22 protein-coding genes are annotated in these 26,997 nt (G+C 50.4%); 8 read left to right on the top strand and 14 right to left on the bottom strand.

The annotated features are described in order from the left end of the window. The first annotated feature begins 115 nt into the window (after window positions 1–115). Complete coding sequence (gene prmC, locus ACYVH9_RS04160) at window positions 116–961, top strand: peptide chain release factor N(5)-glutamine methyltransferase (protein WP_460635032.1); 846 nt, start codon at window positions 116–118, stop codon at window positions 959–961. 82 nt (window positions 962–1,043) lie between these two features. Continuing rightward, window positions 1,044–2,018, top strand: coding sequence for an AAA family ATPase (locus tag ACYVH9_RS04155; RefSeq protein WP_460635031.1), 975 nt, complete (start codon window positions 1,044–1,046; stop codon window positions 2,016–2,018). 88 nt (window positions 2,019–2,106) lie between these two features. On the opposite strand, the gene ACYVH9_RS04150 is transcribed toward ACYVH9_RS04155, so the two are convergent. The 10 genes from ACYVH9_RS04150 to ACYVH9_RS04105 all read right to left on the bottom strand — a co-directional run bounded on the left by ACYVH9_RS04150 (window position 2,107) and on the right by ACYVH9_RS04105 (window position 15,049). Continuing rightward, the gene (locus ACYVH9_RS04150; protein WP_460635030.1) at window positions 2,107–3,585 is read right to left on the bottom strand and encodes a GDSL-type esterase/lipase family protein; all 1,479 of its coding nucleotides are present in this window, start codon (window positions 3,583–3,585) and stop codon (window positions 2,107–2,109) included. An 82-nt stretch (window positions 3,586–3,667) separates the two neighbouring features. Next, complete coding sequence (locus ACYVH9_RS04145) at window positions 3,668–5,173, bottom strand: MBOAT family O-acyltransferase (RefSeq protein WP_460635029.1); 1,506 nt, start codon at window positions 5,171–5,173, stop codon at window positions 3,668–3,670. Window positions 5,174–5,277: 104 nt separating this feature from the next. Further along, the gene (locus tag ACYVH9_RS04140; RefSeq protein WP_460635028.1) at window positions 5,278–6,225 is read right to left on the bottom strand and encodes a glycosyltransferase family 2 protein; all 948 of its coding nucleotides are present in this window, start codon (window positions 6,223–6,225) and stop codon (window positions 5,278–5,280) included. A gap of 46 nt (window positions 6,226–6,271) precedes the next feature. Next, the gene (locus tag ACYVH9_RS04135) at window positions 6,272–7,927 is read right to left on the bottom strand and encodes a hypothetical protein (protein WP_460635027.1); all 1,656 of its coding nucleotides are present in this window, start codon (window positions 7,925–7,927) and stop codon (window positions 6,272–6,274) included. A gap of 103 nt (window positions 7,928–8,030) precedes the next feature. Continuing rightward, the gene (locus ACYVH9_RS04130) at window positions 8,031–8,999 is read right to left on the bottom strand and encodes a glycosyltransferase (protein WP_460635026.1); all 969 of its coding nucleotides are present in this window, start codon (window positions 8,997–8,999) and stop codon (window positions 8,031–8,033) included. 100 nt (window positions 9,000–9,099) lie between these two features. Beyond that, window positions 9,100–10,782: a hypothetical protein gene (locus tag ACYVH9_RS04125; RefSeq protein WP_460635025.1), complete on the bottom strand. Its 1,683-nt coding sequence runs from the start codon at window positions 10,780–10,782 to the stop codon at window positions 9,100–9,102. A gap of 57 nt (window positions 10,783–10,839) precedes the next feature. Further along, complete coding sequence (locus ACYVH9_RS04120) at window positions 10,840–12,291, bottom strand: DUF6056 family protein (protein ID WP_460635024.1); 1,452 nt, start codon at window positions 12,289–12,291, stop codon at window positions 10,840–10,842. A 47-nt stretch (window positions 12,292–12,338) separates the two neighbouring features. Then, entirely contained in the window at window positions 12,339–13,253 is a 915-nt protein-coding gene (locus tag ACYVH9_RS04115) for a DMT family transporter (RefSeq protein ID WP_460635023.1), read from the bottom strand. A gap of 36 nt (window positions 13,254–13,289) precedes the next feature. After that, the gene (locus ACYVH9_RS04110) at window positions 13,290–14,366 is read right to left on the bottom strand and encodes an LptF/LptG family permease (RefSeq protein ID WP_460635022.1); all 1,077 of its coding nucleotides are present in this window, start codon (window positions 14,364–14,366) and stop codon (window positions 13,290–13,292) included. 29 nt (window positions 14,367–14,395) lie between these two features. Then, window positions 14,396–15,049: a metal-dependent transcriptional regulator gene (locus ACYVH9_RS04105; RefSeq protein WP_460635021.1), complete on the bottom strand. Its 654-nt coding sequence runs from the start codon at window positions 15,047–15,049 to the stop codon at window positions 14,396–14,398. Between the two features lie 240 nt (window positions 15,050–15,289). Between ACYVH9_RS04105 and ACYVH9_RS04100 the strand changes: the two genes are divergently transcribed. The 3 genes from ACYVH9_RS04100 to ACYVH9_RS04090 all read left to right on the top strand — a co-directional run bounded on the left by ACYVH9_RS04100 (window position 15,290) and on the right by ACYVH9_RS04090 (window position 19,853). After that, a complete protein-coding gene (locus ACYVH9_RS04100; RefSeq protein ID WP_460636444.1) occupies window positions 15,290–16,603 on the top strand; it encodes an Nramp family divalent metal transporter in 1,314 nt (437 codons plus the stop codon). Window positions 16,604–16,783: 180 nt separating this feature from the next. Beyond that, on the top strand, window positions 16,784–18,727 hold the full coding sequence (locus ACYVH9_RS04095; RefSeq protein WP_460635020.1) for a KUP/HAK/KT family potassium transporter: 1,944 nt from the start codon (window positions 16,784–16,786) through the stop codon (window positions 18,725–18,727). Between the two features lie 64 nt (window positions 18,728–18,791). Beyond that, window positions 18,792–19,853 (top strand): NAD-dependent epimerase/dehydratase family protein, encoded by a 1,062-nt coding sequence (locus ACYVH9_RS04090; protein WP_460635019.1) that lies wholly within the window; start codon window positions 18,792–18,794, stop codon window positions 19,851–19,853. Window positions 19,854–19,876: 23 nt separating this feature from the next. Here the strand turns inward: ACYVH9_RS04090 and ACYVH9_RS04085 are convergent, their stop codons facing one another. The 4 genes from ACYVH9_RS04085 to ACYVH9_RS04070 form a co-directional block, all read right to left on the bottom strand. Next, a complete protein-coding gene (locus tag ACYVH9_RS04085; protein ID WP_460635018.1) occupies window positions 19,877–20,584 on the bottom strand; it encodes a TVP38/TMEM64 family protein in 708 nt (235 codons plus the stop codon). A gap of 142 nt (window positions 20,585–20,726) precedes the next feature. After that, on the bottom strand, window positions 20,727–22,289 hold the full coding sequence (locus ACYVH9_RS04080) for an Rne/Rng family ribonuclease (protein WP_460635017.1): 1,563 nt from the start codon (window positions 22,287–22,289) through the stop codon (window positions 20,727–20,729). A gap of 293 nt (window positions 22,290–22,582) precedes the next feature. Next, window positions 22,583–23,425 (bottom strand): tetratricopeptide repeat protein, encoded by an 843-nt coding sequence (locus ACYVH9_RS04075; RefSeq protein WP_460635016.1) that lies wholly within the window; start codon window positions 23,423–23,425, stop codon window positions 22,583–22,585. An 81-nt stretch (window positions 23,426–23,506) separates the two neighbouring features. After that, window positions 23,507–23,812, bottom strand: coding sequence for an HU family DNA-binding protein (locus ACYVH9_RS04070; RefSeq protein WP_460635015.1), 306 nt, complete (start codon window positions 23,810–23,812; stop codon window positions 23,507–23,509). A 141-nt stretch (window positions 23,813–23,953) separates the two neighbouring features. Between ACYVH9_RS04070 and mutY the strand changes: the two genes are divergently transcribed. Genes mutY through gldE form a run of 3 tightly spaced genes read left to right on the top strand, consistent with a single transcriptional unit; the run spans window position 23,954 to window position 26,989 of the window. Next, complete coding sequence (gene mutY, locus ACYVH9_RS04065; RefSeq protein ID WP_460635014.1) at window positions 23,954–25,042, top strand: A/G-specific adenine glycosylase; 1,089 nt, start codon at window positions 23,954–23,956, stop codon at window positions 25,040–25,042. Between the two features lie 52 nt (window positions 25,043–25,094). Beyond that, the gene (locus tag ACYVH9_RS04060) at window positions 25,095–25,613 is read left to right on the top strand and encodes a single-stranded DNA-binding protein (RefSeq protein ID WP_460635013.1); all 519 of its coding nucleotides are present in this window, start codon (window positions 25,095–25,097) and stop codon (window positions 25,611–25,613) included. Window positions 25,614–25,645: 32 nt separating this feature from the next. Then, window positions 25,646–26,989: a gliding motility-associated protein GldE gene (gene gldE, locus ACYVH9_RS04055; RefSeq protein WP_460635012.1), complete on the top strand. Its 1,344-nt coding sequence runs from the start codon at window positions 25,646–25,648 to the stop codon at window positions 26,987–26,989. The last annotated feature ends 8 nt before the right edge of the window (window positions 26,990–26,997 follow it).

The following is a 26,997-nucleotide window of genomic DNA, read 5'->3' as shown; positions in this document are numbered from 1 at the left end:
AATCGTCGATCAACGGTTTTCAGGATCAGTTTCTAGGGGCCGAAAGTAAAGAATTCCGCAAAATCCGTAAAATCTGTCTGACGAAGGGTTAGATTTACGCAAATTTTACGTCCGCATGCTTACAGCCAAGTCGTTATTTGATTCGCTGGTGGGCCGTCTGGAGGGGTACCGTCCGGAAGAGGCCCGTGCCATTGTGTTTTTATTACTGGAACATTTTCTACTGCTTCGTCGAACCGACGTCGTTGCCGGGAAGCCGATTCCGGCAACACCCCCACAACCCGATTGGGACGAACTGGTCCGGCGACTTAATAACCACGAACCCGTTCAACACCTGATTGGTACAACGGAGTTTTGCGGACTGGAGTTTCAGGTTTCTCCGGCGGTTTTGATTCCGCGCCCCGAAACCGAAGAACTGATTCGGCTGATCGTTCGGGACTACGCCGAAACCACCGGGCCGTTGCGGGTCATCGACCTTGGCACCGGCAGCGGCTGCATCGCCGTTACGCTGGCCCGGTTTTTACCACAGGCTTCCGTGCTGGCTTGGGATTTGTCGCCTGAAGCCCTGGAAGTGGCCCAGCTCAACGCCCGCACCCTGTTGGCGGAGGTAGAATTTGAACAGCGCGATATTCTCAAGGTTGGCGACGAAACCCGGCGGTTTGAGTGCGTGGTGAGCAACCCGCCCTACGTGACGCTGTCGGAAGCCGAACACATGGAGGCCAATGTATTACGGTATGAGCCGCATCTGGCGTTATTTGTTGAAGATCAGGACCCGTTGTTGTTTTATAAAGCCGTTGCCGATTTCGGGCAGCAGCACCTGAACCCGGGCGGAGCGTGCTACGTGGAGATCAACGAACGGTTTGGCCCGCAAACGCAACAGGTTTTTGAAGAACGTGGCTACCTGAACGTTCAGATTTTCAAAGACATTCATGGCAAAGAGCGATTTGTAAAAGCGGTTAAATAATACATTATGAACAATGAGCGGTGGTGGGCCAACGCAAGCTACCTTCATCGTTTATCATTCATCGTTCATAATTCCCAAAGAAATGACTCCGTTAGATATCACCTATCATACCAAAATCCGGCAGGTATTCAACGAGATGAGCAAGGTTGTTGTGGGGCAACAGGCGCTCCTCAACCGCTTGCTGATCGGCCTGTTCACTGGCGGGCATATTTTGCTGGAAGGTGTTCCGGGACTGGCCAAAACGCTTACCATCAACACCCTTGCCAAAGCCCTGCAACTGGACTTCCAACGCATTCAGTTCACGCCGGATCTGCTGCCCGCAGACTTGGTAGGAACCATGATTTTTAACCAGAAGTCGGGAGACTTTGAAGTGAAGCAAGGGCCGATTTTTGCCAACCTGATTCTGGCCGACGAGGTAAACCGGTCGCCCGCCAAAGTGCAGTCGGCCCTGCTGGAAGCCATGCAGGAAAAGCAGGTGACGATTGGCGAAGAAACGTTTGTGCTCGACAAACCGTTTCTGGTGCTGGCCACCCAAAACCCGGTCGAACAGGAAGGAACCTATCCGCTGCCGGAAGCACAGATCGACCGGTTCATGATGAAGGTATTTGTGGGGTATTTGTCGCGCGACGAAGAGTTGGAGGTGATGCGCCGAATGGCCAACCTGAATTTTGACTACGAAGTCCAGCCCGTACTGGACAAGGAGGATATTTCCGCGATCAAGAACGAAATCAATAAGATTACCATTTCCGAAACCCTCGAACGCTACATCATTGAACTGGTGTTTGCCACGCGTCGACCGCTCGATTATAACCTGCGCGACGAAGACCGTTACATTCAGTACGGGGTGTCGCCCCGCGCTAGCATTCACCTCAACCGGGCGGCCAAAGCCCTGGCCTATTTCGACCAGCGCGATTATGTGCTGCCCGAAGATATCAAAGAAGTGGCACCCGATGTGTTCAATCACCGGATTCTGCTCAATTACGAAGCCGAAGCCGATGGAGTGACGACTTTACAGATTATTGATTCGATTCTGCGCAAAGTAGCCATTGGGCGGTAAAAACCCATCAATTAGTTAATTTAAACCTGACAGATCTTGGAGACAGGACCATCTAGACGAGGCTGCCCAGACCTGTCAGGTTCGAAATTCACCTTTCATTCTGCACGGCTTTCCGAATCGCTTCGCCCCAGAAAATTCCCAGCGTGGCTGACCCTTTCTTGTTGGGGTGCAGGAAAAATGTTCCCTGCTGCCCTTTTTCGTGCTGAAAATCCGTCAGATGGTGGGTTTTGAAATAATTGAATCCCCGCGTATCCCCGACATACACCCGACCAGGATGGGTAGTGGCATAGGCCGCCACCAGCGCGTCAATCTCCGGAAAATACGATTGCAACCGATCCAGCCCTTCCTGTAGGTATTTTGACCGGTTGTACGTGGTGGGACTGTACCAAATTGGGTGGTGAATGATCAGTTTGCAGCCCGGGTAATCGGCCAGCAAGCGATCCGCAATGGTTTTCAGATTGCCCCGGTACGCTTCCGGCGAAACCGGCGATCCGTTTGGCCCCTGCATGGCACTGTCATTGGTGCCAAGCACCACCGAAAAGACCAGCTGCCCGACTGAATCGTTCCGAAATGCATCGGCTGCCGCCACAACCTTGCCAAACGCTTTAGCCGTTTCGGGCAGAAAATCGACGGTGGTGTAACCACTCACGCCCTGATTCGAAAACGTGACACTGTCAATACCGGCCTGCTGTTTCAAATAAGCGGTTGCCAGCACCGGCGGGGCCTCGGTCTGACGGTCTGGCAAGCCCGCGCCCGCGGTGATGCTGTTCCCAATGAACACAATATTCAATTTTTGCTGCCGCGACGGAACGGTATCGGCAGTTTGGTAAACGCCCGCAGCCACACGCTGACGGTATAAATCAACAATATCGGCTTTCGTCCGCGCCCGGTCCCGCTCCTCCAGCGCGGCTGTAATGACCGGAATCCAACGCTGCTGCCCTTCACGGTTCAGGTGTAAACCGTCGGCCATAAACCACTGATTCCGATTTTTGCCATCTGTCAGGGGAACGACATCGATGTAATACAAACCACCCGTTTTACCGGATAATTCGTTGACGAGTTGATTAAGCCGGTCGCCCTGCTTTCTGAACTTTTTACGGGCCGGCGAATGACGGTTGGCAACGAAATACACTTCTGTCAGCGGATTTTCGGCCCAGACTCTCGCCAGAAAAGCTTTGAAGTTTTTGAAAACCGTCTCGGGCGCATCGCCGTTGGCCAAGTCGTTTCCCCCGCAGGAAAATACGATGCGGGCGGGATGATGCGGCACTATAATTCGATCCATTACGCGTAGTACATCCGGGATGGTGGCTCCCCCAAAACCGCGGTTCACAGGATTGAACCGGCTGAAATCCTCTTCCAGCGTTTGGCCCCAAAGCCGCCAGGTCGAGCTCCCTACGAAGAAAGTGGAACCCGGAACGGGCGGATCGGCAACGGCTATGGCTTCGTACGCTTTGATTTCGGATTCAAAACGTGGCTCCTGAGCAACCAGCCGGGTGCCGGTCGAAATCCAGGCCACTAGAAGAAATAGAATAACCCGTGTGAGGGTTCCTTTGCAGATCGTTTTCATTGCCTTAATCGGTGCCTATGGACTGAAAAGCCACCGATCGACGGATCTTACTGCTACCCGGGAAACGGTCTTGCCGGTTAGCTTAAAACTGGAAGTATATAAATTGATTGGAAGTAAAAACACCGAACAGATAAGACAAAAAGCAGATGAGCGGAAACAGCACAAAAAACAAAACCGTATTGCGCGTTGGAATGGTTAAGTAGAACTTCTCCTTCACGAATAAAACCGCAACCAGCAACACACAGAACCACAATTCGACGGAATTAAAAGGCGTACGGAGTGGCCCGCTGAACGGCGAGAATATGATTTTCCCGAGAATATGAAACGCATTTTCAACCGGTGCTTTATGGTTTCGGAAAAATACCCACGTCAGCATCACGAGCACAAAGGTTAAAACGAGTTGAAAGAGCTGGTATGCCTTATTCTCCTCCGGAAATTTAATGCCCCACCGGTCAAAAGCTTTGTCGCGCCAGCCTGCCATGAGTTGATAAGCTCCGTGTAAACCGCCCCAGATGACGTAATTCCAGCTGGCCCCGTGCCACAAACCGCTGACCAGGAACACAATAAACACGTTTAGATACCGCCGGGATGGGCTGACGCGGTTGCCGCCCAGCGGGATGTACAGGTAATCGCGAAACCAGGTGGAGAGTGAAATATGCCAGCGTCGCCAGAATTCCGTAATTGAACGCGAAAAATAGGGCGTTTTGAAGTTGTCCATCAGCGTAAAGCCCATGGTTCGGGCCGCACCAATGGCAATGTCGGAATAGCCCGAAAAGTCGCAGTAAATCTGAATGCTAAAAGCGACGGTTGCCACCAGCAGCGTCAGGCCGTTCTGTTGCGTGGGGTTGGTATAGGCATGGCTCACGATTTCCGCCATTCGGTCGGCAATGACCACTTTCTTGAAAAAACCGAAGGCCATCTGCATCAACCCGGCTTTCAGGTTTTCAAAGTCGTAGCGAAAATGGGTGTGAAACTGGTGCAGAACGTTCTGCGGACGTTCAATCGGCCCGGCCACCAACTGCGGGTAAAACATGACGTACAGCGCGTAAATTCCGAAATTACGCTCCGCTTTCTGATTTCCCCGGTATACTTCGATGGTGTAACTCATGGCCTGAAACGTGTGAAACGACAGACCGATGGGCAGAATATCCAGCTTATCGACCAGTTCGAACGAGGTAGCCGTAGGTTGTCCAAAAAACAGCAGGACTTTGTTCAGCAACCGAACATCCAGTGCGTTGATCTGCTGCGCTAACCCGTTCAGATTGATCCGCTCGAGCAGGCCAACGACACTTTCGTTGAAAAAACCAAAATATTTAAAAAAAGCCAGAATCCCGATATTGGATAATAAACTGAGGATCAGCAGCCATTTTCGCGAGGTTCCGGGTTGCGTTCGCTCCAGCCAGAGACCGGCGTAATAGTCGATTACAATGGTCAGAAACAGGATCAGAATGTACGCCGGTTTGAAGACCATGTAGAAATAACAACTGGCCACCAGCAGCAACACCCATCGCCCGCGCCAGGGCAAACTGTAGTATGCCAGCGTTACGACGACAAAAAACAACAAAAACTGAAGCGAATTGAATAGCATCCCTACTGGAGTGATGAATGAAGCGTGAAGCATTAAGACGGGGTCGTCCGGCGGTTGACTGACGCAAGCCGAAAAACGCTTAATTATTCACGCTTCATTCTTACCTATAAATGGCGTTCTTTTTTTCGGATGGTTTCCCGGATGATGTACAATGGACGACCTTTGCTCTGAAAGAAAATCCGCAGCACGTATTCCCCAATCAACCCTAATCCGATCAATTGAATGCCCCCGAAAAGAATAATGGTGAACAGCAAAGCCGTAAAGCCTTCTGGCACGCCCCCGAAAAAGTATTTTTTTATAATTGTCTGAATAAAATACAAAAAAGCGATGCCGATGGAAAACATGCCCAGGTTGGTTACGAATTTGATGGGAAATTCGCTGAAGTTGAAAATACCGTTGTAGGCCAAACGACGCAGCATCTTAAACGTATACTTGGCTTCACCGGCCACGCGGGCATCCCGTTCGTACTCCACGCCAATCTGCTTGAAACCAATCCAGCTGCGCATCCCGCGAATAAACCGACTTTCTTCCGGCATCTGATTCAGAACATTGGCGACCCGGCGGCTGATCAACGAAAAATCCCCGCTATCCAGTGGAATATCGACATACGAGATGCTTTTCATGAAGCGGTAAAACATAAAGTAGGCCGTTTTCTTGAAAAACCCTTCTTTCCGTTTTTTTCGCACGGCATACACCACATCATACCCTTCCTGAAATTTGGCGTAGAATTCATTTAGTAATTCGGGCGGATCCTGCAAATCGCCATCAATGATGAACAGCGCTTCGGTGCCCTTAGCAGCCGCCATACCGGCCGTCAGCGCAATTTGGTGCCCATAATTCCGGGCCAGAAAAACACAGTGGTAACGGTCGTCGGTCAACGCCAGCTGCTGCATCAGTTGGGCGGTATTATCCCGGCTACCATCATCGATCAGGACTACTTCAATGGACAAGGACGAACCCTCCATCAGGGCGTTTAACCGCGAAACAAGGTGGGGGAACGACTCCCGTTCGTTATAAAGCGGAGCGACGATTGAAATTTGTGGTTCGGACAAGTGTGTACAAGTTAATGGTAATCAGAAAATTAGCTTTTAGCCTTATTTACTGAACATTGATATATTGGTTTGAAAATCGGATAGCTGTCTGTCCTTTCGGCATGACCAAGATACCGACCTGGTAAGTGCCCGGATACAGAAATGACTTGAATACGCGGGCACTGATGTTCTGCAAACGGTTTTTGAGGTAATACGGCACTGTAAAAAACAGGTTTTCGGCCGGAAACAGGTAGGTATGATTTTTGGATTTTACGACAATACAGGCTTTATTGATTCCGGAAGGCAACGGCCATTCGTCGGTCACAATCTGAAAGTCATGCTCCGTTTCCTTGATCACCAGGTGTAATTCGGAACCACCGGCTGGGGCGGGTTTCTGCAACGTTTTTTCGTACGGTTCGTAAAAGGTATCCGAAGGATACGTGTAGAATCCTTTTTCAGCGGCCGTTTGCATCCAGCGTTCAGTGGCCGCTGCGTACGGCGTTCCGACCGTAGCTCCAAAACCAATGTTGTTGTATTTCTGGTTAAAAACTGACGTCTCTCGCGTTAGCTTTTGTTCCGCCAGGCGGGGCAAGTGATTGAAATACATGACACTCCACACCACTCCGCCCAGCAGAATTCCACTTGCCATCCATTTCCTCCGGCTTTCCGGGTACTGGAGCTCACTCAGGGTGGTCAGGTAAAGCGTGCTGGCGAGCAAAGCCGGATACAGCATATAATTTCCGACCAGCATCACTTCATAACCGAATCGGGGCCTTAGAATGGCGACAATCGCTGCATTGACCAGCAAAAAAACGTACACGCCTACAAAAAAGTAGCGCCGGTGGTTAACCGCCCGATCGGCGGGTTGGCGGTTAACTCGCCACAAAATTGGGAATAGCGTTGTTTTGAAGAGCCAAACGAGCAGCCCAAACAACATCATTCCGGCCAAGGTCGGCAAGATGCTGCGCACCAGAATAGGAGCCGTTGGAAAGAAATCAAATAAACCGCCCAAAAACGTAAAAAAGCCAAAAAATACCAGGTGAGGATTTTTAAGCAAAAACGGAACGCTGCTTTCGTTGCCCTGCATACTCGCAAAGTCGTGAAAATAGAACAGCACCACCGCAACGCCGGTGACGAGCCAGATGAGTAATCGCCACGGATACTTCCCACCTTCCAGTCGCCATTGCACCAACAGAACCCCGACCCCGGCTGCCCAGCCAAACAACCCGTTGCTCATCGAATAAGAAGCGAGTATCTGCAAAAAGAGGGCTCCAGCAAACCGTGCCGAGAAGATGGAGGAACGGTTTGGAACCGCCAGCAGGTATAGCATCCAGAGAATCATCATGGCAACGGCCAGGTGTTGAAGAGCCGTAATGGCCCAAAAGCTGGTCAGCCGGTGCTGGGGTTGCAGCAGCATCAATGTCACCGGCAAAAAGGCCAGCAACGGGACCCGCATGGTTCGGAAAATCCGGTAGAAGATATAGACAATTCCCAACAAGCAGAAAGAAGCGACCACGATTAACCAGCGAAAGTTTAACGTGCCGGTTAGCTTATAAAAAAAGAGCGTGGTCAGCTTGGCAAATAGGATACGGTGTTCATTGTTGGGAACCAGCAGCCAGTGGGCTTTTTCTGCCCACGAATCGGCTTCTGTATAATTAACCAGAAATCCTATAAAAGCCTCCAGGTCGTCCATCCAGGGAATATTATCCGCAAAAATGAACACCAACAATAAAAAACAAAGAACTGGAAACACAACCAGAATCGGAGAAAATCTCCGAAGTGGCTCTAACACATGAATCATACTACAGCAAAATTTAGTACTAAACTCAATACACCCGCTCTACCCGCTCCACAAAATCCCCGTATTGCTTCGCTGGTATGAAATGCGACTGCGTACGGTACGTCAGGACAATAAACACCAGCAGGAGTGATATTAAAAAAGCTTGTAGAATAACAATAAACAGGGAAAACACTACGTAACTCGCCCATCCCGGAATCAGCAATTGGTCCGTAAACCGCAGCAATACCACCAGTGCAATAACAACCGACGAAAGCGCTGCGGTAATGATGCAAAACAGAAAAATCCGAACAGCCGTAGCTTCCATCAGCACCGAAATGGCGCTTAAACCGTGCAGAATCAGTGATACAAAGTTCATTTTAGACTCGCCAGCCAGCCGCACCCCGCGCTCCAGCGGAATTGAGCGATAGGGCAGCCGGGAGCGAATAACGCCACCGGGATAATTGTTCCAGATATCGGAGACGTTCGACAGTTTTCGCAACAAATTGGGTGGCACGGCACTGAAGTTACCAAATGTAATCGTCTTGCCGGTCAACAGTTTAAATACGCTTTTGTAAATCAGGTAGAACGTCTTGAACAACCGGCTCTCCTGGCGCTTGGCGCGGTGGGCAAACACAATCTGCCCGGGCTTTTCGGATAAGGCCGCCAACAGTTTGGGAATATCTTCCGGCTGATCTTCGCCGTCGGAATCCATCACGATGGTGGTGTGCAACTCCGGTTGATCGGCCAGATACGAGAGCCCAAGCGCGATGGCTTTCTGATGCCCCACATTCCGCCATAACCGCAGGATGGATAAGGCGTGCCCTGTATCGGTCGGCAACCGCTGGTAATTGGTTACCGAGCAATCATCGACAATCAAAAAATGAAACCGTTTCCGAATAGGAGGCTCTACCGTTGCGCGGATTTTATCCAACAACAGACCCAATGCCTCCCAATCGTTGAAGAGCGGAATAACGATATAGATTAATTCGGAGTGTGGAGTAGTTCGGTCGGTCAACGTACAGTCGATTTTATAAATAAAGGTAGAACGGCACCACAAAAATAGGAGATTATCCTACACATGCGACACCCGGTAGTGCGCACTTTATTCCGTCATCTTATTCAACGGTTGCAAAATGGTCGGTATAACGCACGGCCGCCTGCCCGTTGGGTCGTATTTCAAATACCCCCAACCGGTATTTTCCGGGTTGCATAATGGATTTCGGTACGGCCGACCTGAAACCGGGCGTGACAGCCAATGGGTTCTGTTCCGATGGGCGTCGTTTGGTTGTTCCCCACACGTACGTACGGCGATCAGATTGCAAAAGCAGGTAAACCGTTCCGGCATAGTCTGGCGGATAAACCGTATCTCGGCTATCAACGGAGATAAATTTCACCCCATCGAGCACAGCCCAGTTTGAGGAGTCTGCCGGGGCCGAAGTGGCCTTCAGCAAATTTTGTTCACCGGCGATAATGCTCGGGTTTGGCAGCTCATACCAGCCCCGCTCGCGCATCACATCTACATTCTGGGCAATAAAATCGCCCAGCGGAGTCTGGTAGGAACCGCCCTGTCCGGTTTGGTTATACCGCTGGTTAAAAGCTTTGGCCCGATTCAACTGCCGGTTTTCGGCCGCCATAGGAATTCCAAACACATAGGAAGTCAGGTTAATTGCCACGGCTGTTACCAAAAAAACTGGTATCCATCGCACAAGCAGGTTTTCACTATTCCGATAATTGCCGACAAAAATCAGGTACGTAACAGCAGCCAGTACCATCGCATACGCCCGGTAGGAGCCCCACAGCATCATACCGAATCCAAACCGAGTCCGGAACAACGCCACAATGCCCGCGTTGCAGATCAGAAAAACAATACAGCCCAGAAAAAACGCGTTCCAGTGCGTGGGCGGACGGTGATCGCGAAATAACCGCTGAAAACTCCAAAAACCCAGAAAACCGACCATGATGAAACCCGCCACTTCCGGCAGCATGCTCCGCCACATCAGTGGCCACAGCGGAACCAGGTCGAAAACACTGCCGACGTACACAAAAAAACCGCTAAAAATCTGCAAATAATGTTCTACCAGAAAAGCAAAGCCCTCCGAATTGCCCTGTTGAACCGGATAACCGTAGAAATACAGGAAAATGGCGATAACCATCAATGCCCCCCAAATAGCCAGCCGCGACCACACCCGCAGGTAGAATAAAACCACTAAACCGGCGGGCCACACCAGCATCCCGTTGCCCATGCTGAAGGTGGTCAGAAAGGCCAGCAAAATACCCAAGCCAAAGCCCACCTGCGTATTTCGGGCCAGTTGATAAACCGACAGAAAAACCAGCATGATAATGGCCAGATACTGGAGGGAGAAAAGCGCCGTGAAGGTCAGCATCTGATTCTGCGCGTTGAAAAGCAAAAAAGGAACCGGCAGCAGGTACCATAGCGGCAACGAAGCCCGGCGGAGACTGCGGTAAAATAAGAACAGAATCACCAGAAACGAGGCATTTCCAACGATCATGTACGCTTTAAAGTTGATGGTTCCCGTCAGCAGGTAATAAATACCAACCACCAGTCGGGCATACACGACCCGGTGCTCATTGTTCGGACGCAGCAGCGCTTCGGCTTTTTCCGACCAGGTGGGCAGGTCAAGAAAGCGCTGCAGAAAATAAGGAATGCTCTCGAAGTCGTCGAACCACGGAACGTTGAGGCTGTAGCGGAAAAAGAAAAAAACGAATCCCAGAATAGGCACCATCAGGAGACTCCAGGAAATGACCGGTGTAGCCAGCAGTAAGGACAATTTTCTCATGTAAATACGGGAATCATCGCAGCTACATCCAACCTCACAGCACTTTTATTTTATTTTTTATTTCGTCGTAGTTAATGGTTGCGGCTCACGGGTTGTTTCGCGCAGCTTAACGCCTTTTTTATGATAATATCCAGCCCAGCATTTATTCCAGAGATATTCGGGATTCTCCCGGATATCCTCCAGTACCAGCGACACCGGGCTGGCGGGCAACGGAAGCAGCTCGATGGTATCACTTGCACTGCGGGCCATCAATTCGTAACGCTGCTCAACGGCTTCGTGGAATGCCCGCGCCCGGCCAGAACGCAGGTCGTCGTAGGCCAGCCGTAAGTTAGTATTTTTATAAGTAATATAACCCAGGGTAACCGCCATTAATACCGCAATTCCCCATTGATAATGCGCGAAAATTGACAATACACCAACATTTTGCCGGAATACTCTGACCCAAACGGTTACGTTGTAAAACCACCCCACCGTCAGGATCAGGTTGACGGTATTTAATAAACGAGGAACCGGCTGAACGCCCACCGCCCAGAAATGAAGTAGGGTCAGAATAAACAACAGGCCCAGGTAAGGCAGCAATGCCAGCAACGGATGAACTTCGAAATACCGCCGACTCGGATTGCGGCTATCGGTTAGCCGGTAGGCTATCGGCAGAAAAAGGATGGTAATGGGTACTATTGGTGTTTTTGTAAACTGCTTCGGAAAATGCGACACGCAATATTTGAGGGTTTCGGTCACGGAAAAAATCACATCCTGACTGCGTTCGTTGCCGCCCATTCGAACGGCATTTCCGGGTGCCTGAATGAGGTAATAGCAGCAAATTCCGGCAATTGACAGCACCAGCAGCAATGAAATCGGAAGTTGACGGCGGTAAATCAATAAGCCCAGCAAAACCGTGCCCAGAAGAGCCAGGGCCATAATCATGCTGGTTTCGCTGGAACCGATGATAGTAGCAATCAGCAGCGATTCGAGTACCAGGAACTTCGCATTCAGCCGAAACTGAATCCGGTCGTGCTCCACCAGCACACCCAGTAAAAGCAGAAAACAAACGCAGGAAACCGAATAACAGGCCAAACCGGGATACCAGTAAAAAAACTCCGGAATCGAAACCAGCTGGGAGATAAAAAGAAAGCAACCGGCAGAGGCTGTAATGGCCTGTTCCACGGTGGTCATCATCAGCCGGGTCAACTGGCGCACCAGGTAGTAAAAACCCAGCCAAAGACAGATCAACAGCACAATCGGGAAAACGGCATACGCCCCATACCACCCCCAGACGAGCGGCCCCGTGTGTACCATCAGGTTGTGAAAATAGCGCCCGCTCCAACCGTCGTAGTAAAATTGCTGCGCCTGCCAGACGCCAAACTTCCGGGCCGTATCCGCAAAACAGTAGTCATCCACCGGTGAAGGCTGGTTATAAAACGCGAGCGCAATCAGGGGAAAAACGACCAGCAGCAGGCAGCCAATCAGCAGAAGTGAAACGAACTTGTTGGGGGTAAGCAGTTGATTCATAGTTCCGAAATTTGTTACCAATACCGTGCCGGTATTTTGCAACTGGTTTATTGAACAGAGTATCCAGTACCTTTATCCAGTTTTCGGCTCAACATCGGATACACTAAAACCGCTGCGAGAATGATCAGCGTACCGATGTAAAAGCCGGAGGTCATCCGCTCACGGTCGCCAAAAAACAGCCAGGCCAGCATAATTCCGTAAACCGGTTCCAGATTGACCGTCAGGTTGATGGCAAAAGCTGTAAACTTCCGCATGAGCCGAACCGAAGCAGAATACGCATAAACCGTACAGACAAAGGCCAGAATGGAAATCCAGAGCCAGTCGGTCGGTTGAGGCAGCAGCTCCGACGGTTTTTCCAAACCAAACGCCAAATATATACCCAGAAAGAGCAGTGAGCCACCAAAAGCGCCACACATTTCATAAAAGGTGATTGTCAGGGCCGGATAGCGGTGCGTAAACTGGCTATTGAGAATGGTAAAAATAGCCGCCAGCATGGCCGAAAAGATGGCCATCAGGAGACCAGCCGCCCGGTCAATCTCAAAGCGAAAGATCAGGTACAGGCCCGCCATGACGACTGCCCCCAGCAATACCTCAACGAGCCGCAACCGACGGCGAAAGAAAAGTGGTTCCAGCAAACTGGTCCACAACGATCCGGTTGCCATTCCGGCCAGACAAACCGACGCGTTGGCAACGCGGGCGGCTTCGAAAAATAAGACCCAGTGCAAGGCCATCACCACGCCCGTGGCCAGCAATTTTAACCGATCCGACGGTTTTACCGCACTCCATTTCCGCTGCCCGTATAAAACCAGAGCCAAACCAACAGCCGCCAGCAAGGTTCGGTATACTACCAGTGTTAGGGCTGATACCGAAATCAACAGCCCCAGAATGGCCGTGAATCCCCAGATCAGAACCAGGAAATGCAGGTGCAGGTAATCAGCGGTTGTTGGACGGTTTGTGAGCATGGAGCAGAGGCCGCGAGCCTGTTGTCCGCTACCAATCTAGCGCGGAATTGTGTGGTATAATAGCACGCCAATAAGCGTAAAAACAATGTTGGGTAGCCAGACGGCGACGATCGGATCCAGGTTGCCGGATTCCGCAATTCCCTTCGCCAGCATAAAAAAGAGCAGGTAAACAAAAGCCAGCATAAACCCCAGGGCCACCTGCCAGCCCACGCCCCGGCGACTTTTCCGGGCCGACATGATCACCCCAATAGCAGTCAGAATGAGGATCGCAAAGGGGCGGGTCTGCCGGGAATACTTTTCGAGCAGGTACGTTTCCACCCCGTCGGCCCCCCGGCTGGTGAGCAGGTCAATGTAACTATCCAATTCGGGAAAGGTAAACGTTTCAAACAAGCTGAAATCGCTGTCAAAATCCGACGGATAGAGATTCAACAGGGTGTCAACTTTTTCACCGTAGGATAACGTTTCCTGCAACCCGTTGATGGTCCGAACGTTGTAATTATAAACCGTCCATTTTTTCTTTTCCGGGCTCCACTCGATGCGGTCGCTCGCCATTTTCTGAATCAACTGATTTCCTTCAACTTTCTCCAGGGTAAATTTATACCCCGTGTTGCTCTGGTTATTATAGCTTTCCAGGTAGGCATACACATTGGGTGCCACCTTGATATGGATGTTACGGCCCGAATACGTGTAGGGATCTTTGGTGTATTTCAGTTCAAATGCAATCCGGGTCTGATTGGCTTTCGGAACCACCCACCCGACCAGAAAATACGTGGCCACGCTCAGAATCAGCGCCCCAATGGCGTACGGAACCATCAGTCGAATGAAACTGATTCCACTGCTCAGGATGGCGATAATCTCCGATTTGGCCGCCAGCCGGGAGGTCATGAAAACCGTCGCAATGAACACCATCAGCGGACTGATGTAGTTGGCCCAGTACGGAATGAAGTTGAGGTAATAATCGAAAATGATTTTGTCTCCGGGTGCCTGGTGTTTGTAAAAATCGTCTACTTTTTCGGTATAGTCAACGACGCAGACCACCAGAACGATGACCATTACAACAAAGAAGTACGTCAGCAGAAACCGTTTTAGAATGTACCAATCGAGAAGTTTCATGAAAGCTTTTACCGTCAGCCCGACGTAGGTTAGTTTACCAATAAGTTTCGGGCAACCTCGTTACTGACAAACAACGTTTTATCGCGGTTAATTTGTACAGAAACCGACTTATCAAACGCATTGACGTCCTGTATTTTTACCCGGCAGCCCAGATTCAGGCCCGTTTTATCGAGGTGTTGCAAGAATTCCGGCGAATGCTCAAGCACACCCATCACCTGTACCTCCGCCCCCACCGACACATCGGACAGTTTGGTGTATTCAACGGTGGGCATGTCACCCGCCGGGCTCGGAATCGGATCGCCGTGTGGATCAAACTGCGGGTACCCCAGAAAAGCATCCAGTTTTTCAACCAGCTCTTCCGAACGGATGTGTTCCAGCTCTTCGGCCATTTCGTGCACCTCGTCCCAGCCAAAGCCCAGCTTTTCGGCCAGAAACACTTCCCAGATCCGGTGCCGCCGAATCACTTTCAGGGCCAGCCGTTCGCCTTCTTCCGTCAGCCGAACACCCTGGTATTTTTTATAATGAATCAGTTGTTTATCGGCCAGTTTACGCAACATATCCGATACCGAAGCCGCCTTGGTCGCGGTCATTTCGGCCAGCGAATTGGTCGTCACTTCCCCCTCCTGCCGGGCAGCCAGGTAATAAATGGTCTTTAAATAATTTTCTTCTGTGAATGAATGCATAGGCGCAGGGCGGCTTTAACCCACCCAATCTCTGCTACTTACTAGTAAATGACCCCCAAACGGTTTCTAATTTCCACCGCCTGAATTTACCCACAAATTTAGTTTTTTATTATTGTTCAAAAAATTTTTAGACTAATCTAAATTTTTATTTAGAAACATAGTATATATTTGTTGAGTTACTAGTAGAATAAAAGTATGTAGCTGTCTAATGCTATGGTTACGAATAAACATACGCCCCAAATGGCAGAGGGATGGAAATCTGAGAACCTAACAAAATCATTACCTGAAGTTCACGCCAGTATTCCTGTTCCGGAAAATGGCTCATTTTTTAAACGTCTTCTGGCTTTTACCGGACCAGGTCTGATGATAGCCGTTGGCTACATGGACCCCGGCAACTGGGCCACGGACATCGCCGGCGGTTCCCGATTTGGCTATACGTTATTGTCGGTTATCCTGATTTCTAACCTGTTTGCGATGTTGCTACAGCATCTTTCGCTCAAATTAGGGATTGCCACCGGGCGCGACCTGGCCCAGGCCTGTCGTGATCACTACAGCCGACCGGTTTCCATTGCACTCTGGGTATTGTGCGAAATTGCGATTGCTGCCTGCGACCTGGCCGAGGTAATTGGGTCGGCACTGGCGTTAAACCTGCTGTTCGGCATTCCGTTAAGTGTCGGTGTCTGCATTACGGCCCTGGATGTGTTGCTACTGTTGTATCTGCAGCACAAGGGCTTCCGCTGGTTGGAAAGCATCGTGGCCGCGCTGATTTTTGTCATCCTGCTGTGTTTCGCCTACGAACTCATCGTGGCTAGCCCCGAACTATCGGATGTTCTGGGTGGACTGGTTCCGCAAAAGGAGATCGTGACCAACCCGGGTATGCTGTACATTGCCATCGGAATTCTGGGCGCAACCGTTATGCCGCACAATCTGTACCTGCACTCCAGCATTGTGCAAACCCGCAACTTTGCCCGCACCGATTCGGGTCGTCGAAATGCCATCAAGTTTGCCACCATCGATTCAACGGTATCGCTGTTCATGGCGTTTTTCATCAACGCTGCCATTCTGATTCTATCGGCGGCCGCTTTCCACACTTCCGGGAATCACGACGTTGCCGACATCACCGACGCCCACCGTTTGCTGGACCCACTGCTGGGAGCCACCCTGGCCAGCATTCTGTTTGCCATTGCGCTGCTGGCCTCAGGCCAAAACTCGACACTGACCGGTACGCTGGCGGGCCAGATTGTCATGGAGGGCTTTCTGAACATTCGACTCAAACCGTGGTTGCGCCGGCTCATTACGCGCCTGATTGCCATTGTGCCAGCGCTGATTGTCACCCTACTTTACGGCGAGAAAGGCACCTCCGAGTTATTGGTTTTTAGTCAGGTTATTTTATCCATTCAGCTGAGTTTTGCTGTGGTTCCGCTGGTGATGTTCACGGGTGATAAATTGAAAATGGGCGCTTTTGTCAATCCCCGCTGGCTAACCGTCGTAAGCTGGGTGGTTGCCGGTTTAATTATCGTGCTGAACATCGTCCTGCTGGCCGGAACCATATAGCCATTTTTCAGGAAAATCTGGTGATATAAAAGGATAAAACCGTTTGTAGAAAGGAGAAAAGGAGTAGGAGAAAGGAGCGTTATTCCTTTTTCTATCTCCCCTTCTCCTTTCTCCTATTTTTAACGTTATCTTTACCCGGATTTTTTAGCCGAACCTGAATTAGCACGGCATCTATTCTCTATGGAAGATAAAAAACACCTGGACAAGGTGACGGCAGCCGGTCTGCTCGTTGCACTGGGTATTATCTACGGCGATATTGGTACTTCGCCCCTTTACGTGCTCCGGGGAATTGTAGGCCCCGATCAACCTATTCAGGAAAACATCGTCAGGGGAGCGCTGTCCTGCATTTTCTGGACAATCACACTACAGACCACCATTAAATACGTTATCCTGATTTTACGGGCAGACAACCGGGGCGAAGGGGGAACGTTTGCGCTCTATGCCCTGGTCCGGCGACACGCCCGCTGGCTCACCATTCCGGCGATCATCGGTGGCAGTGCCCTCCTGGCTGACAGTATTATCACCCCGCCCATTTCGGTTTCCTCAGCCATTGAGGGGCTCCGAATCCTTTACCCCGATATTCCAACGGTGCCGATTGTCATCGGTATTCTGGCATTTCTTTTTCTGATTCAGACCTTTGGTACCAGCGTGGTCGGCACGGCTTTTGGGCCCATTATGCTACTCTGGTTCACGATGTTGGGTATTCTGGGCGTTTTGAGCATTGTCGATGATTTGTCCATCCTGCAGGCCGTCAACCCCGCCTACGTTTATCACTTTCTGACCGATTACCCCGACGCCTTCTGGCTGTTGGGAGCGGTATTTTTATCAACCACCGGTGCCGAAGCGCTGTATGCCGACATGGGCCACACGGGCCGGGGAAACATTCGGATCAGCTGGGTTTTTGTTAAAGCCTGCCTGCTTCTCAATTACTTTGGCCAGGGCGCTTACATTGAAAGCCTGTCTGGTCAACCGCTCGGTGAACGCAATCCTTTCTACGGTCTGATGCCGGAGTGGTTTCTTTTTGCCGGTATTGTCATTGCCACCATGGCCACGGTTATTGCGAGTCAGGCCATGATAACGGGCGCTTTTACCCTTATTAGCGAAGCCATCCGGCTCAACTTCTGGCCGAAGGTCCGGCTGCGCTACCCAACCAATAAAAAAGGGCAGTTATACGTTCCGAGCATCAACTGGCTTCTGTTTGCGGGTTGCATCGGTGTCGTTCTGTATTTTCAGGAATCGTCGCGAATGGAAGCCGCCTATGGGCTGGCCATCACGCTGACCATGCTCATGAGTACGATTCTCTTCAGCTACTACATGTACTCCCACAAGTACAACGCGTGGCTGGTCATGCTATTCCTTCTTTTTTACCTGGTGGTCGAAAGCAGCTTCCTGATTGCCAACCTGGCCAAGTTTACGCACGGCGGTTGGGTATCGGTTCTGATTGCCGGGGTGATGGCCGGTATTATGATCGTCTGGCTGAATGCCAACAAAATTAAGCTGCGGTTGACGGAATACGTCAAAATCGACCAGTACATCCAGCCGTTTAAAGAACTCAGCCGTGACATTAGCATCCCGAAATATGCAACGCACCTGGTTTTTATGAGCAACGCGGCCCGGGCTGCCGAAATCGAGTCGAAAGTTATTTATTCCATTTTCCAGAAACGGCCTAAGCGAGCAGATATTTACTGGTTTATCCACGTCGATACCACCGATGATCCGTATACAATGGAATACAAGGTGAATACGATTGCACCCGATGATGTTTATAAAGTCACGTTTAGACTGGGCTTCCGGATCGAGCAGCGGATCAACTTCTTTTTCCGTAAGGTCATCGAAGACATGGTCAAGAATAAGGAAGTGGATATCACCAGCCGGTACGAATCCCTTAGCCGCCAGAACGTTATTGGTGATTTCCGGTTCGTGGTGCTGGAAAAATTCCTCTCTTACGAAAATGACCTGCCGTTCCGCGAGCGAATTGTGATGGACGTTTACTTCTTTATCAAAGGTTATACGACACCCGAAGACCGCTGGTTTGGACTGGACAGCAGCGCCGTAAAAATTGAAAAAGTACCGCTGGTAATCCGGCCGGTTGAAAACGTAAAACTAAAACGCATCGATACCTAATGTTCATACGTTGACCGGCAGCGGATTTCCCGAATGAACGGTCGACTGATTAACCTCTACTTGAATGAAAATATTGATCACCGGCGGAGCTGGTTTTGTGGGCTCCTCCCTGGCTTTATCGCTGAAGACCAACTATCCACAGTACGAAATCTTCGTTCTTGACAACCTCAAGCGCAAAGGCTCCGAATTAAACGTGAGCCGATTGACCAAAGCCGGTATCCAGTTTGTGCACGGCGATATCCGGAACAAGGAAGACTTCGATCCCATTCCGCCGGTCGATACACTGATTGAAGCATCAGCCGAACCGTCGGTGCTGGCCGGTCTGACCGGAACGCCCGACTACCTGATGAATACCAACCTCTTCGGTACGGTCAACTGCCTGAATTTTGCACTGAAGTCCAAAGCCAACGTCATTTTTCTGTCGACCAGCCGGGTCTATCCGATCAAAACCATCGAAACCCTGAATTTCGATGAAAGCGATACCCGATTTGTACTAACGGATGAGCAACCGGTGCCGGGCGTTTCGTCCAAAGGCATTGCGGAGAACTTTCCGCTCGACGGTGCCCGGTCGTTGTACGGCACCACGAAGCTGGCCTCGGAGCTCATTATTCAGGAATACAACGAGTTTTTTGGTCTGAAAACCGTCATCAACCGTTGCGGGGTTATTACTGGACCGTGGCAAATGGGAAAAGTGGACCAGGGCGTCATGGTGCTCTGGATCGCCAAACACTATTTTGAGCAGCAACTGGCTTACATCGGTTACGGCGGAACGGGTAAACAAACCCGTGACATGCTGCACATCGCCGACTTATACCGGCTGATCGACTGGGAATTGCACAACATTGATCAAGTTAACGGCGAAATCCTGAACGCGGGTGGCGGAGTCGAAAGCAGCGCTTCGTTGCAGGAACTGACGAAAATCTGTCAGGAAGTAACCGGCAAGACGATTCCGATCAGCAGCGTAGCCGAAAACCGGGCCGCCGACATTCGGCTGTATGTGACAGACAATACGAAGGTAACTAAACTGACCGGCTGGAAACCCGAACTGGGCATCAAAGAAATTGTCAGTGACATTGCCCAGTGGCTCGACGAAAACCGGGCCGCACTGGAACCCATTCTGAAATAGAAAGTAGAACGAAAAGGGCGGATTTAAGTATCCGCTCTTTTCGTTTTTCGCTGGTAAAGGTAGTACCCTAAAAACAGTACTACACTAACGGCGGTCATCCAGATGAAGCCTTCTTTTAACCGACTGGTATTATCGCCAAAATACCCAATGGCAACCGTCAGCGGAACCACTCCCAAAACCGTCGCGCTAATAAATTTTGGAAAACCGATTTGCGAAATGCCGCTGATCAGGCTAATGGCGTCGCCCGAGATAAACGGTGAGGCTCGCGCAAAAACCACCGCCCAAAAACCGTATTCCTGTACCCAGGATGCCACTTTTTCCTCCGTTTTATCCCCCACCAATTTTCGAACCGCCACGTCACCCACATACTTCCCGACCATGTACCCTACGCTGGCTGCCACCGCCGTTGCCAACAGCGATAAAACCGTTCCCCAAACCGGCCCGTAGGCCAATACGGCCACAATCATAAGCCCCCACGACGGAATAATGACCAGAAAAATCTGCGCAATCATGGCCAGTACCACCAGTAAGGGTCCACGCCAGCCAAACCGCGCCACCCAGGCCGTAACCCGTTGCTCATCGTCACTCGACAACACATCGATGGCTTCCCGTAAAAAAGCACGAAAGTCGGGTACAAAGGCGTAGGCTCCGCCTAGCGACAGCAGTAACAGACCGGTAGCCATGAGGGGCAGGTGTTGTAACCAGGAAGATTGCGGAGTAGATGGAGTCATGGTTCGGCTTGCTTACGTAGTAAACTAACGAAGCTCAACTCCGTTTAATTTGCGGTCCGAATCCTAATGCTATACTTAAAAACTGATAAAAAACCGAAAGCCACCCTGACGAGTGGCTTTCTGGTTCAAAAACGGTTCGGGATTAGCCCGCTGTCACCTCTATTTCTTCGCCCTGTTTGTTATAAAACTTAAATTCGTTGATACCAAACGAACTATCTTTGATCAACGTCACCCAAGTTTTGTACTTCACAAACCATTGCATCTGCTTAGACCACCAGCCCGCGGTGTAATAGGCGTAGAGATACGGGTGCATCATGATTTGAACACCGCGTTCGTTCTGGCGTGTCAGAATATATTCCAGGTTTTGCTCAATGGCGTCGGTAATCAGAATACTAGCCTGAATGGTACCGGTACCGCCACAAGTGGGGCAAACTTCTTTGGTAACAATATTGATTTCCGGACGAACCCGTTGCCGCGTGATTTGCATCAAACCAAACTTCGTCAGCGGCAAAATCGTGAATTTGGAGCGATCGGTTTTCATTTCCTCCCGCATCACGTCGAAAATCATTTTTTTGTTGTCGGGTTTCTTCATGTCGATAAAATCAACGACGATGATACCACCCATGTCGCGCAGCCGCAGCTGGCGGGCAATTTCTTTGGCTGCTTCCTTGTTGACACTGACCGCGGTAGCTTCCTGATCTTCCTCAGAATTCGATTTGTTACCGCTGTTGACGTCAATAACGTGGAGAGCCTCCGTGTGCTCAATGATCAGATAACCGCCCCCCGGTAAGCTAACCGACCGGCCAAAAAGCGATTTAATCTGTTTTTCCAGCCCGAATTGTTCGAAAACCTTCGTCTTGTTGTTGTTGTAAAACTTGACGATCTTTTCTTTTTCGGGGGCAATCGTGTGAATGTACGTCTTAATTTCATCATACATCTCCCGGGTGTCGACGGTAATGCTGTCGAAGGATTCGTTCAGCATGTCGCGGAGGATGGATGAAGCCCGGTTCATCTCGCCAATTATACGGTCGCGGGGTTTGGCGTCGCGCAGGGCGGCAATTCCCTTTTCCCATTTTTCGAGGGAATTGGTCAGATCGCGGTCCAGTTCTTCAACGTCTTTACCCTGTGCCACCGTCCGGACAATGACGCCAAAATTCTGCGGTTTTATGGACGACATCAGGCGCATCAGGCGCGTGCGTTCGGCTTTATCCGTAATTTTTTTGGACATATTGACCGTATTGGCAAAGGGCACCAATACCAGATACCGCCCCGCGATGGAGATATCGCAGGATAAGCGCGGTCCTTTGGTCGAGATGGGTTCTTTGACAACCTGCACCAGAATGGGTGCATTCTTACTCAATACCTTGTCGATTTTTCCGAGCTTGTCAATCTCGGGTTCGAGCTTGAAGTTGTTCAGCTTCGCGGTATTGGCCCGTTTGGCGATGACATCTTTTGTGAATTTGTTAAGCGAATTAATGTTGGAGCCCAGGTCCAAATAATGCAGAAATGCATCTTTTTCGTAGCCAATGTCGACAAATGCCGCATTGAGGCCCGTCACTAACTTCTTAACTGTTCCTAAATAAATATCGCCGACGGTAAAGCTGCTGTCCGACTCTTCAACGTGATATTCCAGCAGTCTTTTGTCTTGCAAAAGTGCTATCCGATCACCTTTCTGAGTCGAACTAATTACTAATTCGTTACTCACAAGATGAATGTGCGGTTAAGAGGCCTGAAAATATAGAAAAAGGCCGGGCAATCGGTTCGTTGGCAGCTGGGTTAACACCCATTGCACAAGCGAATAAGTCCTCCGATTGGCCGGCCCGCATGGTAACATCCCACCCGCGAGTGGTCTACCTATTTTTTCTTATGGCGATTCTTTCTCAGGCGCTTCTTCCGCTTGTGGGTAGCAATTTTGTGGCGTTTTCTTTTCTTTCCGCAAGGCATAATGGTAATGTGTTAAATGGTTAAAATTCCCCACAGCTTAGTCTGTGGGTACGGTTACAAATTCTGTTCCAGTTCTTTAATGGCAGCCTGGATTGTCGGGTCTTTTTCCCGCGCTTTCACTTTGTCCAGCAATTGCCGGGCTTCCTCTTTCCGGCCCATTTCACCTAAACTGATGGCCAGGTAAAATTGGGCTTTCGTGTTGTCCGGATGATTGCTCAGGATGGCCTGAAACCGTTCAACGGCCCGGTTATACTGACCGGAGCGCATCGACAACAGCCCCATATTGAACAGAGCCAGCTCATTGGTCGGGTCATCTTTCAGCACTTCCCGCAGCATCATAATCCCCTGCATTGGCGTTTCACTGGTCACGTAGGTCATCGCCATATTGGCCTTGGCTGCCAGCAGATTCGGGTTGCTATCGAGTGCTTTCTGATAAAAATCCCGGGTTTTCTGGCCCAGATTTGCCAGTTTCTGATTGTCAACGGCAAACCCGTAGGCTTCGTAATACAAGTCTCCGGCCCGCAGCAGGTTAGCCTCGGTCGGAGCCAGTTGCACCAGTTGTTCGGCAACGTAAGCGGCACTATCATACCGGCTCACTTTCCGATAGGCCTCAATCAGGTCCTTGCCAACGACCGGTTTCTGTTTAGCGTCCGCTGATTGAAAACGGCGGTTCAGGCGGCTGAGTTCCTTCTGTTGTTCCGGCGAAAGGCTGGCCGTGTGCAAATCCGAGCGGTCAGTGCGAAGCACCGCCGTATCCCGAACGGCGGTGCTGGCATCGGTCGTTCGTTCGTTGATTAGTTTCCGTTCTTCGTTGCGCAACACTACTTTCGGCAGACTATACAGCCCTGCCGTTAACAAAATGCCAGCCCCGATGACGAGAAAAATTGATTTGTTCATGTTAACAGACATGAGAAATCAGACAAGAGATCAAGCTATTATCTCTTGTCTGACTCTCATCTCTTGGGTCTTACAAAAAGATTAAGCTGAAACGTTTTCGCTCCGTTTAACCTGAGTTTTTACTTGTTCAACAAACACTTTTGCCGGCTTAAAGCTGGGAATAAAGTGCTCATCAATAACCATCGCCGTATTCTTGGAGATGTTCCGGGCCACTTTACGGGCTCTCTTCTTGTTAATGAAACTGCCGAACCCTCTCACGTAGATGTTCTCGTTCTTCGCCAGATTACTCTTAATTACGGTGAAGAATGTTTCAATAGTGTGTTGAACATCTGCCTTGTCGATTCCTGTCTTCTCGGCAATTTCTGCGATTACGTCTGCTTTCGTCACGTTCGTACTAAACTTTAAGGTTCAATCAGTTGTTGAAAAAAAGTCTCTCCAAATTGGGAGCACAAAGGTAGATTTTTCCTGTTAGAGAAAAAACACTATTCCTGGTTTTTTCTTCTCAACGACACCTAGTTACGACTTATTTTGAATCGTTTTTTGGACTTAGACAACGTAAAAGCTGGTTTTTCTACTACCCTGTTACGGTGGTACGAACACCACAAGCGGGACCTCCCCTGGCGCCACACCCGCGACCCTTATTTGATCTGGTTATCAGAAATTATCCTGCAGCAAACCCGGGTTGCGCAGGGCCGTCCGTACTACGAACGCTTTGTGCTGGCTTACCCCACAGTGGCCACTATGGCCGCTGCCGATGAACGCGATTTACTACGACTCTGGCAGGGGCTTGGGTATTATTCCCGCGCCCGAAATATGCACCGCACGGCGGAGTATGTAGCCGGCCCGCTGGGCGGACATTTTCCGGAAACGTATCAGGAACTGCTGAAACTGCCGGGCGTAGGAGCCTATACCGCAGCCGCTATTGCTTCTTTTGCATTCAATGAAAAAGTGGCGGTAGTGGATGGAAACGTTTACCGCGTTCTGGCCAGGATATTCGGCATCGAAGAAGACATTACCACCACCTCCGCAAAAAAAACGTTCCTGACGCTGGCTAATGAACTGATCCAGTTATCCGATCAGCCGGCGACGCATAACCAGGCCATCATGGAGTTTGGGGCCATCCAATGTACACCGGTTTCACCCGATTGCCTGATTTGCCCCTTTCAGCAGCAATGCCAGGCGTATCTGACGGGTCGGCAACGGTTTTTGCCGGTGAAAAGTAAGAAAACCGCCGTCCGCGAACGGTATTTTAATTACATTGTGATCCGACAGGGCGATCGTATTGCCTTGAAGAAACGGACCCAGAAAGATATCTGGCAGCATCTCTACGATTTTTGCCTGGTTGAAACCGAAGAACCCATGGAAGCGTTTCGGGAATTACCGGAAGGAGCCGTGTTGAACTGGGTGCTGCAGGAAGGAATTCTGAAGGGTTTGTCCGACGAAAAAACGCACGTTTTATCGCACCAGCGTATCCGCGCCCGGTTCTGGTTGGTCGATATTCCGGAGGACCGAAACGTACAACTGCCCGATGGCTTATTTTTTTGTAAACCATCTGATACAGAACGGTTACCAAAGCCAATTTTAATAGTAGACTATTTGAAAAGTCTTCATTTTTAACTATTTTTACTTGCTTTAGTTATTATCAATTCATCATTTTATTTACCGTTTTATGGCAAGCATGAACAAAGTGATTCTGATTGGCAATGTTGGTAACGATCCCGAAGTCCGCTACCTTGATGGAGGGTCGGTTGTTGCCAAATTTAGCGTTGCCACAAACGAACGCTACACCACCCGCACCGGAGAGCAAGTTGATCAAACAGAATGGTTTCGGGTCGAAGTCTGGAACGACCAGGCCAAAACCATCGAAAAATATGTCCGCAAGGGCAACCAGATTTACGTAGAAGGTCGGCTGAAAACCGAGACGTATACGGACCGTGAAGGCAAGGAACGGTTTTCCCTGACAGTTCGAGCCACTACGTTTCAGTTCCTCGGTGGCCGTCAGGACGGTGGCGATGGTGGAGAAGCCTACGCAGAACCCGCACCAGCGCCCCGGCAACAGGCCGCACCCGCACCACCCCCCCGGCCTGCGGCTCCTCAACCCGCTCCGCGGCCAGCCCCGGCGGCTCGTAAACCGGAACCCGTCCCCGACGATATGAGTAACGCAGGCGATGACGATTTACCGTTCTAAGCGCGCGTTTTTGTTCACTTAGAAACAATTACATGGATAGCGATCCGCTTTCGGGTAAGGAGCTCCAGGCCGATGTCTGGAGCTCCTATCTTAGTTTTTATGGCCCTTATGCCGCCATTCTACTGGTTCTTTTGGCCCTGGCCGCCATTGTTTCAGCCTCTGAGGCCGCGTTTTTTTCCCTTTCATCCGATGACCGGGCGGTTTGTCGCAGCAGCGATAACGCAGCCGAACGTCGCATAATGAACCTGCTCGACCGCCCCCGGCGGCTCCTGGCATCCCTTCTGATTTTCAACAACTTACTCAACCTTGCGATTGTTGTTATCATTACCTACCTAGTCTGGAAATTAAGCCAGCTCGATCCCACATCCGGCTGGGTGCTGGTCAGCGTAACGGTGATTGTAACCCTGATGATTGTCCTCTTTGGCGAGATTATTCCGAAGGTGTACGCCAGCCAGAATAGCTTAACCGTCGCCCGCCGAACGGCCCCCCTGGTTGCCCTGGCCTCAACGGTTTTTCGTCCGCTGTCGGTTTTACTGGTTAGCCTGACAAGCGTGATTGATCAGCGCATCCATCGCCGGGGTTATAAGGTTTCGATGGAAGAACTTAACCAGGCTGTTGAACTGACCAGCAGCGAATCGACCCACGAGGAACGCGAACTGATCAAGGGAATTGTCAACTTCAGTAACCTGACGGCCCGTCAGGCTATGCGGGCCCGGGTTGATATAACCGCCTTCCGGGACGATTTGACGTTTACGGCGCTGATGGCCGAGATCAATCAGTCGGGATACTCCCGGGTGCCCGTTTACAAAGAATCACTGGACGAAATTGAGGGAATTCTGTACCTGAAAGATTTACTGCCCCACCTGGATATGGACGATTTGTTTCAATGGCAAACCTTGATCCGACCCGTCTTTTTCATTCCGGAAACCAAGAAAATAGACGACTTGCTCCAGGACTTTCAGAAGCGACGGGTACACATGGCCATTGTGGTCGATGAGTACGGCGGCACCCGGGGCCTGATCACACTGGAAGACATCATTGAAGAAATATTTGGCGATATTAATGATGAATTTGACGAAGAAGAGACGCTACCGTTTCAGCGGGTTGATGAACGAACGGTTGTGGTAGAAGGCAAAATTCTGTTGACGGATATTTGCCGAATTCTGAACGTTGATATTACGTATTTTGACGCTGTAAAAGGCGATAGCGAGTCGTTGGGCGGGTTGCTTCTGGAATTGTTTACCCGCGTTCCCCAAACCGGTCAGGAAGTCGGTTACGGCGATTTTACGTTCAAAGTCCTCTCGGCCGATGACAAACGAATCCAGCATGTAGAAATCGTTCGGCAAGATGTAACCAGCCAATTGGCAAACCCCTAGCCCGTCTC

It is taken from the genome of Larkinella harenae (genome assembly GCF_054780515.1).
This window is presented reverse-complemented; position numbering and strand designations above follow the sequence as displayed.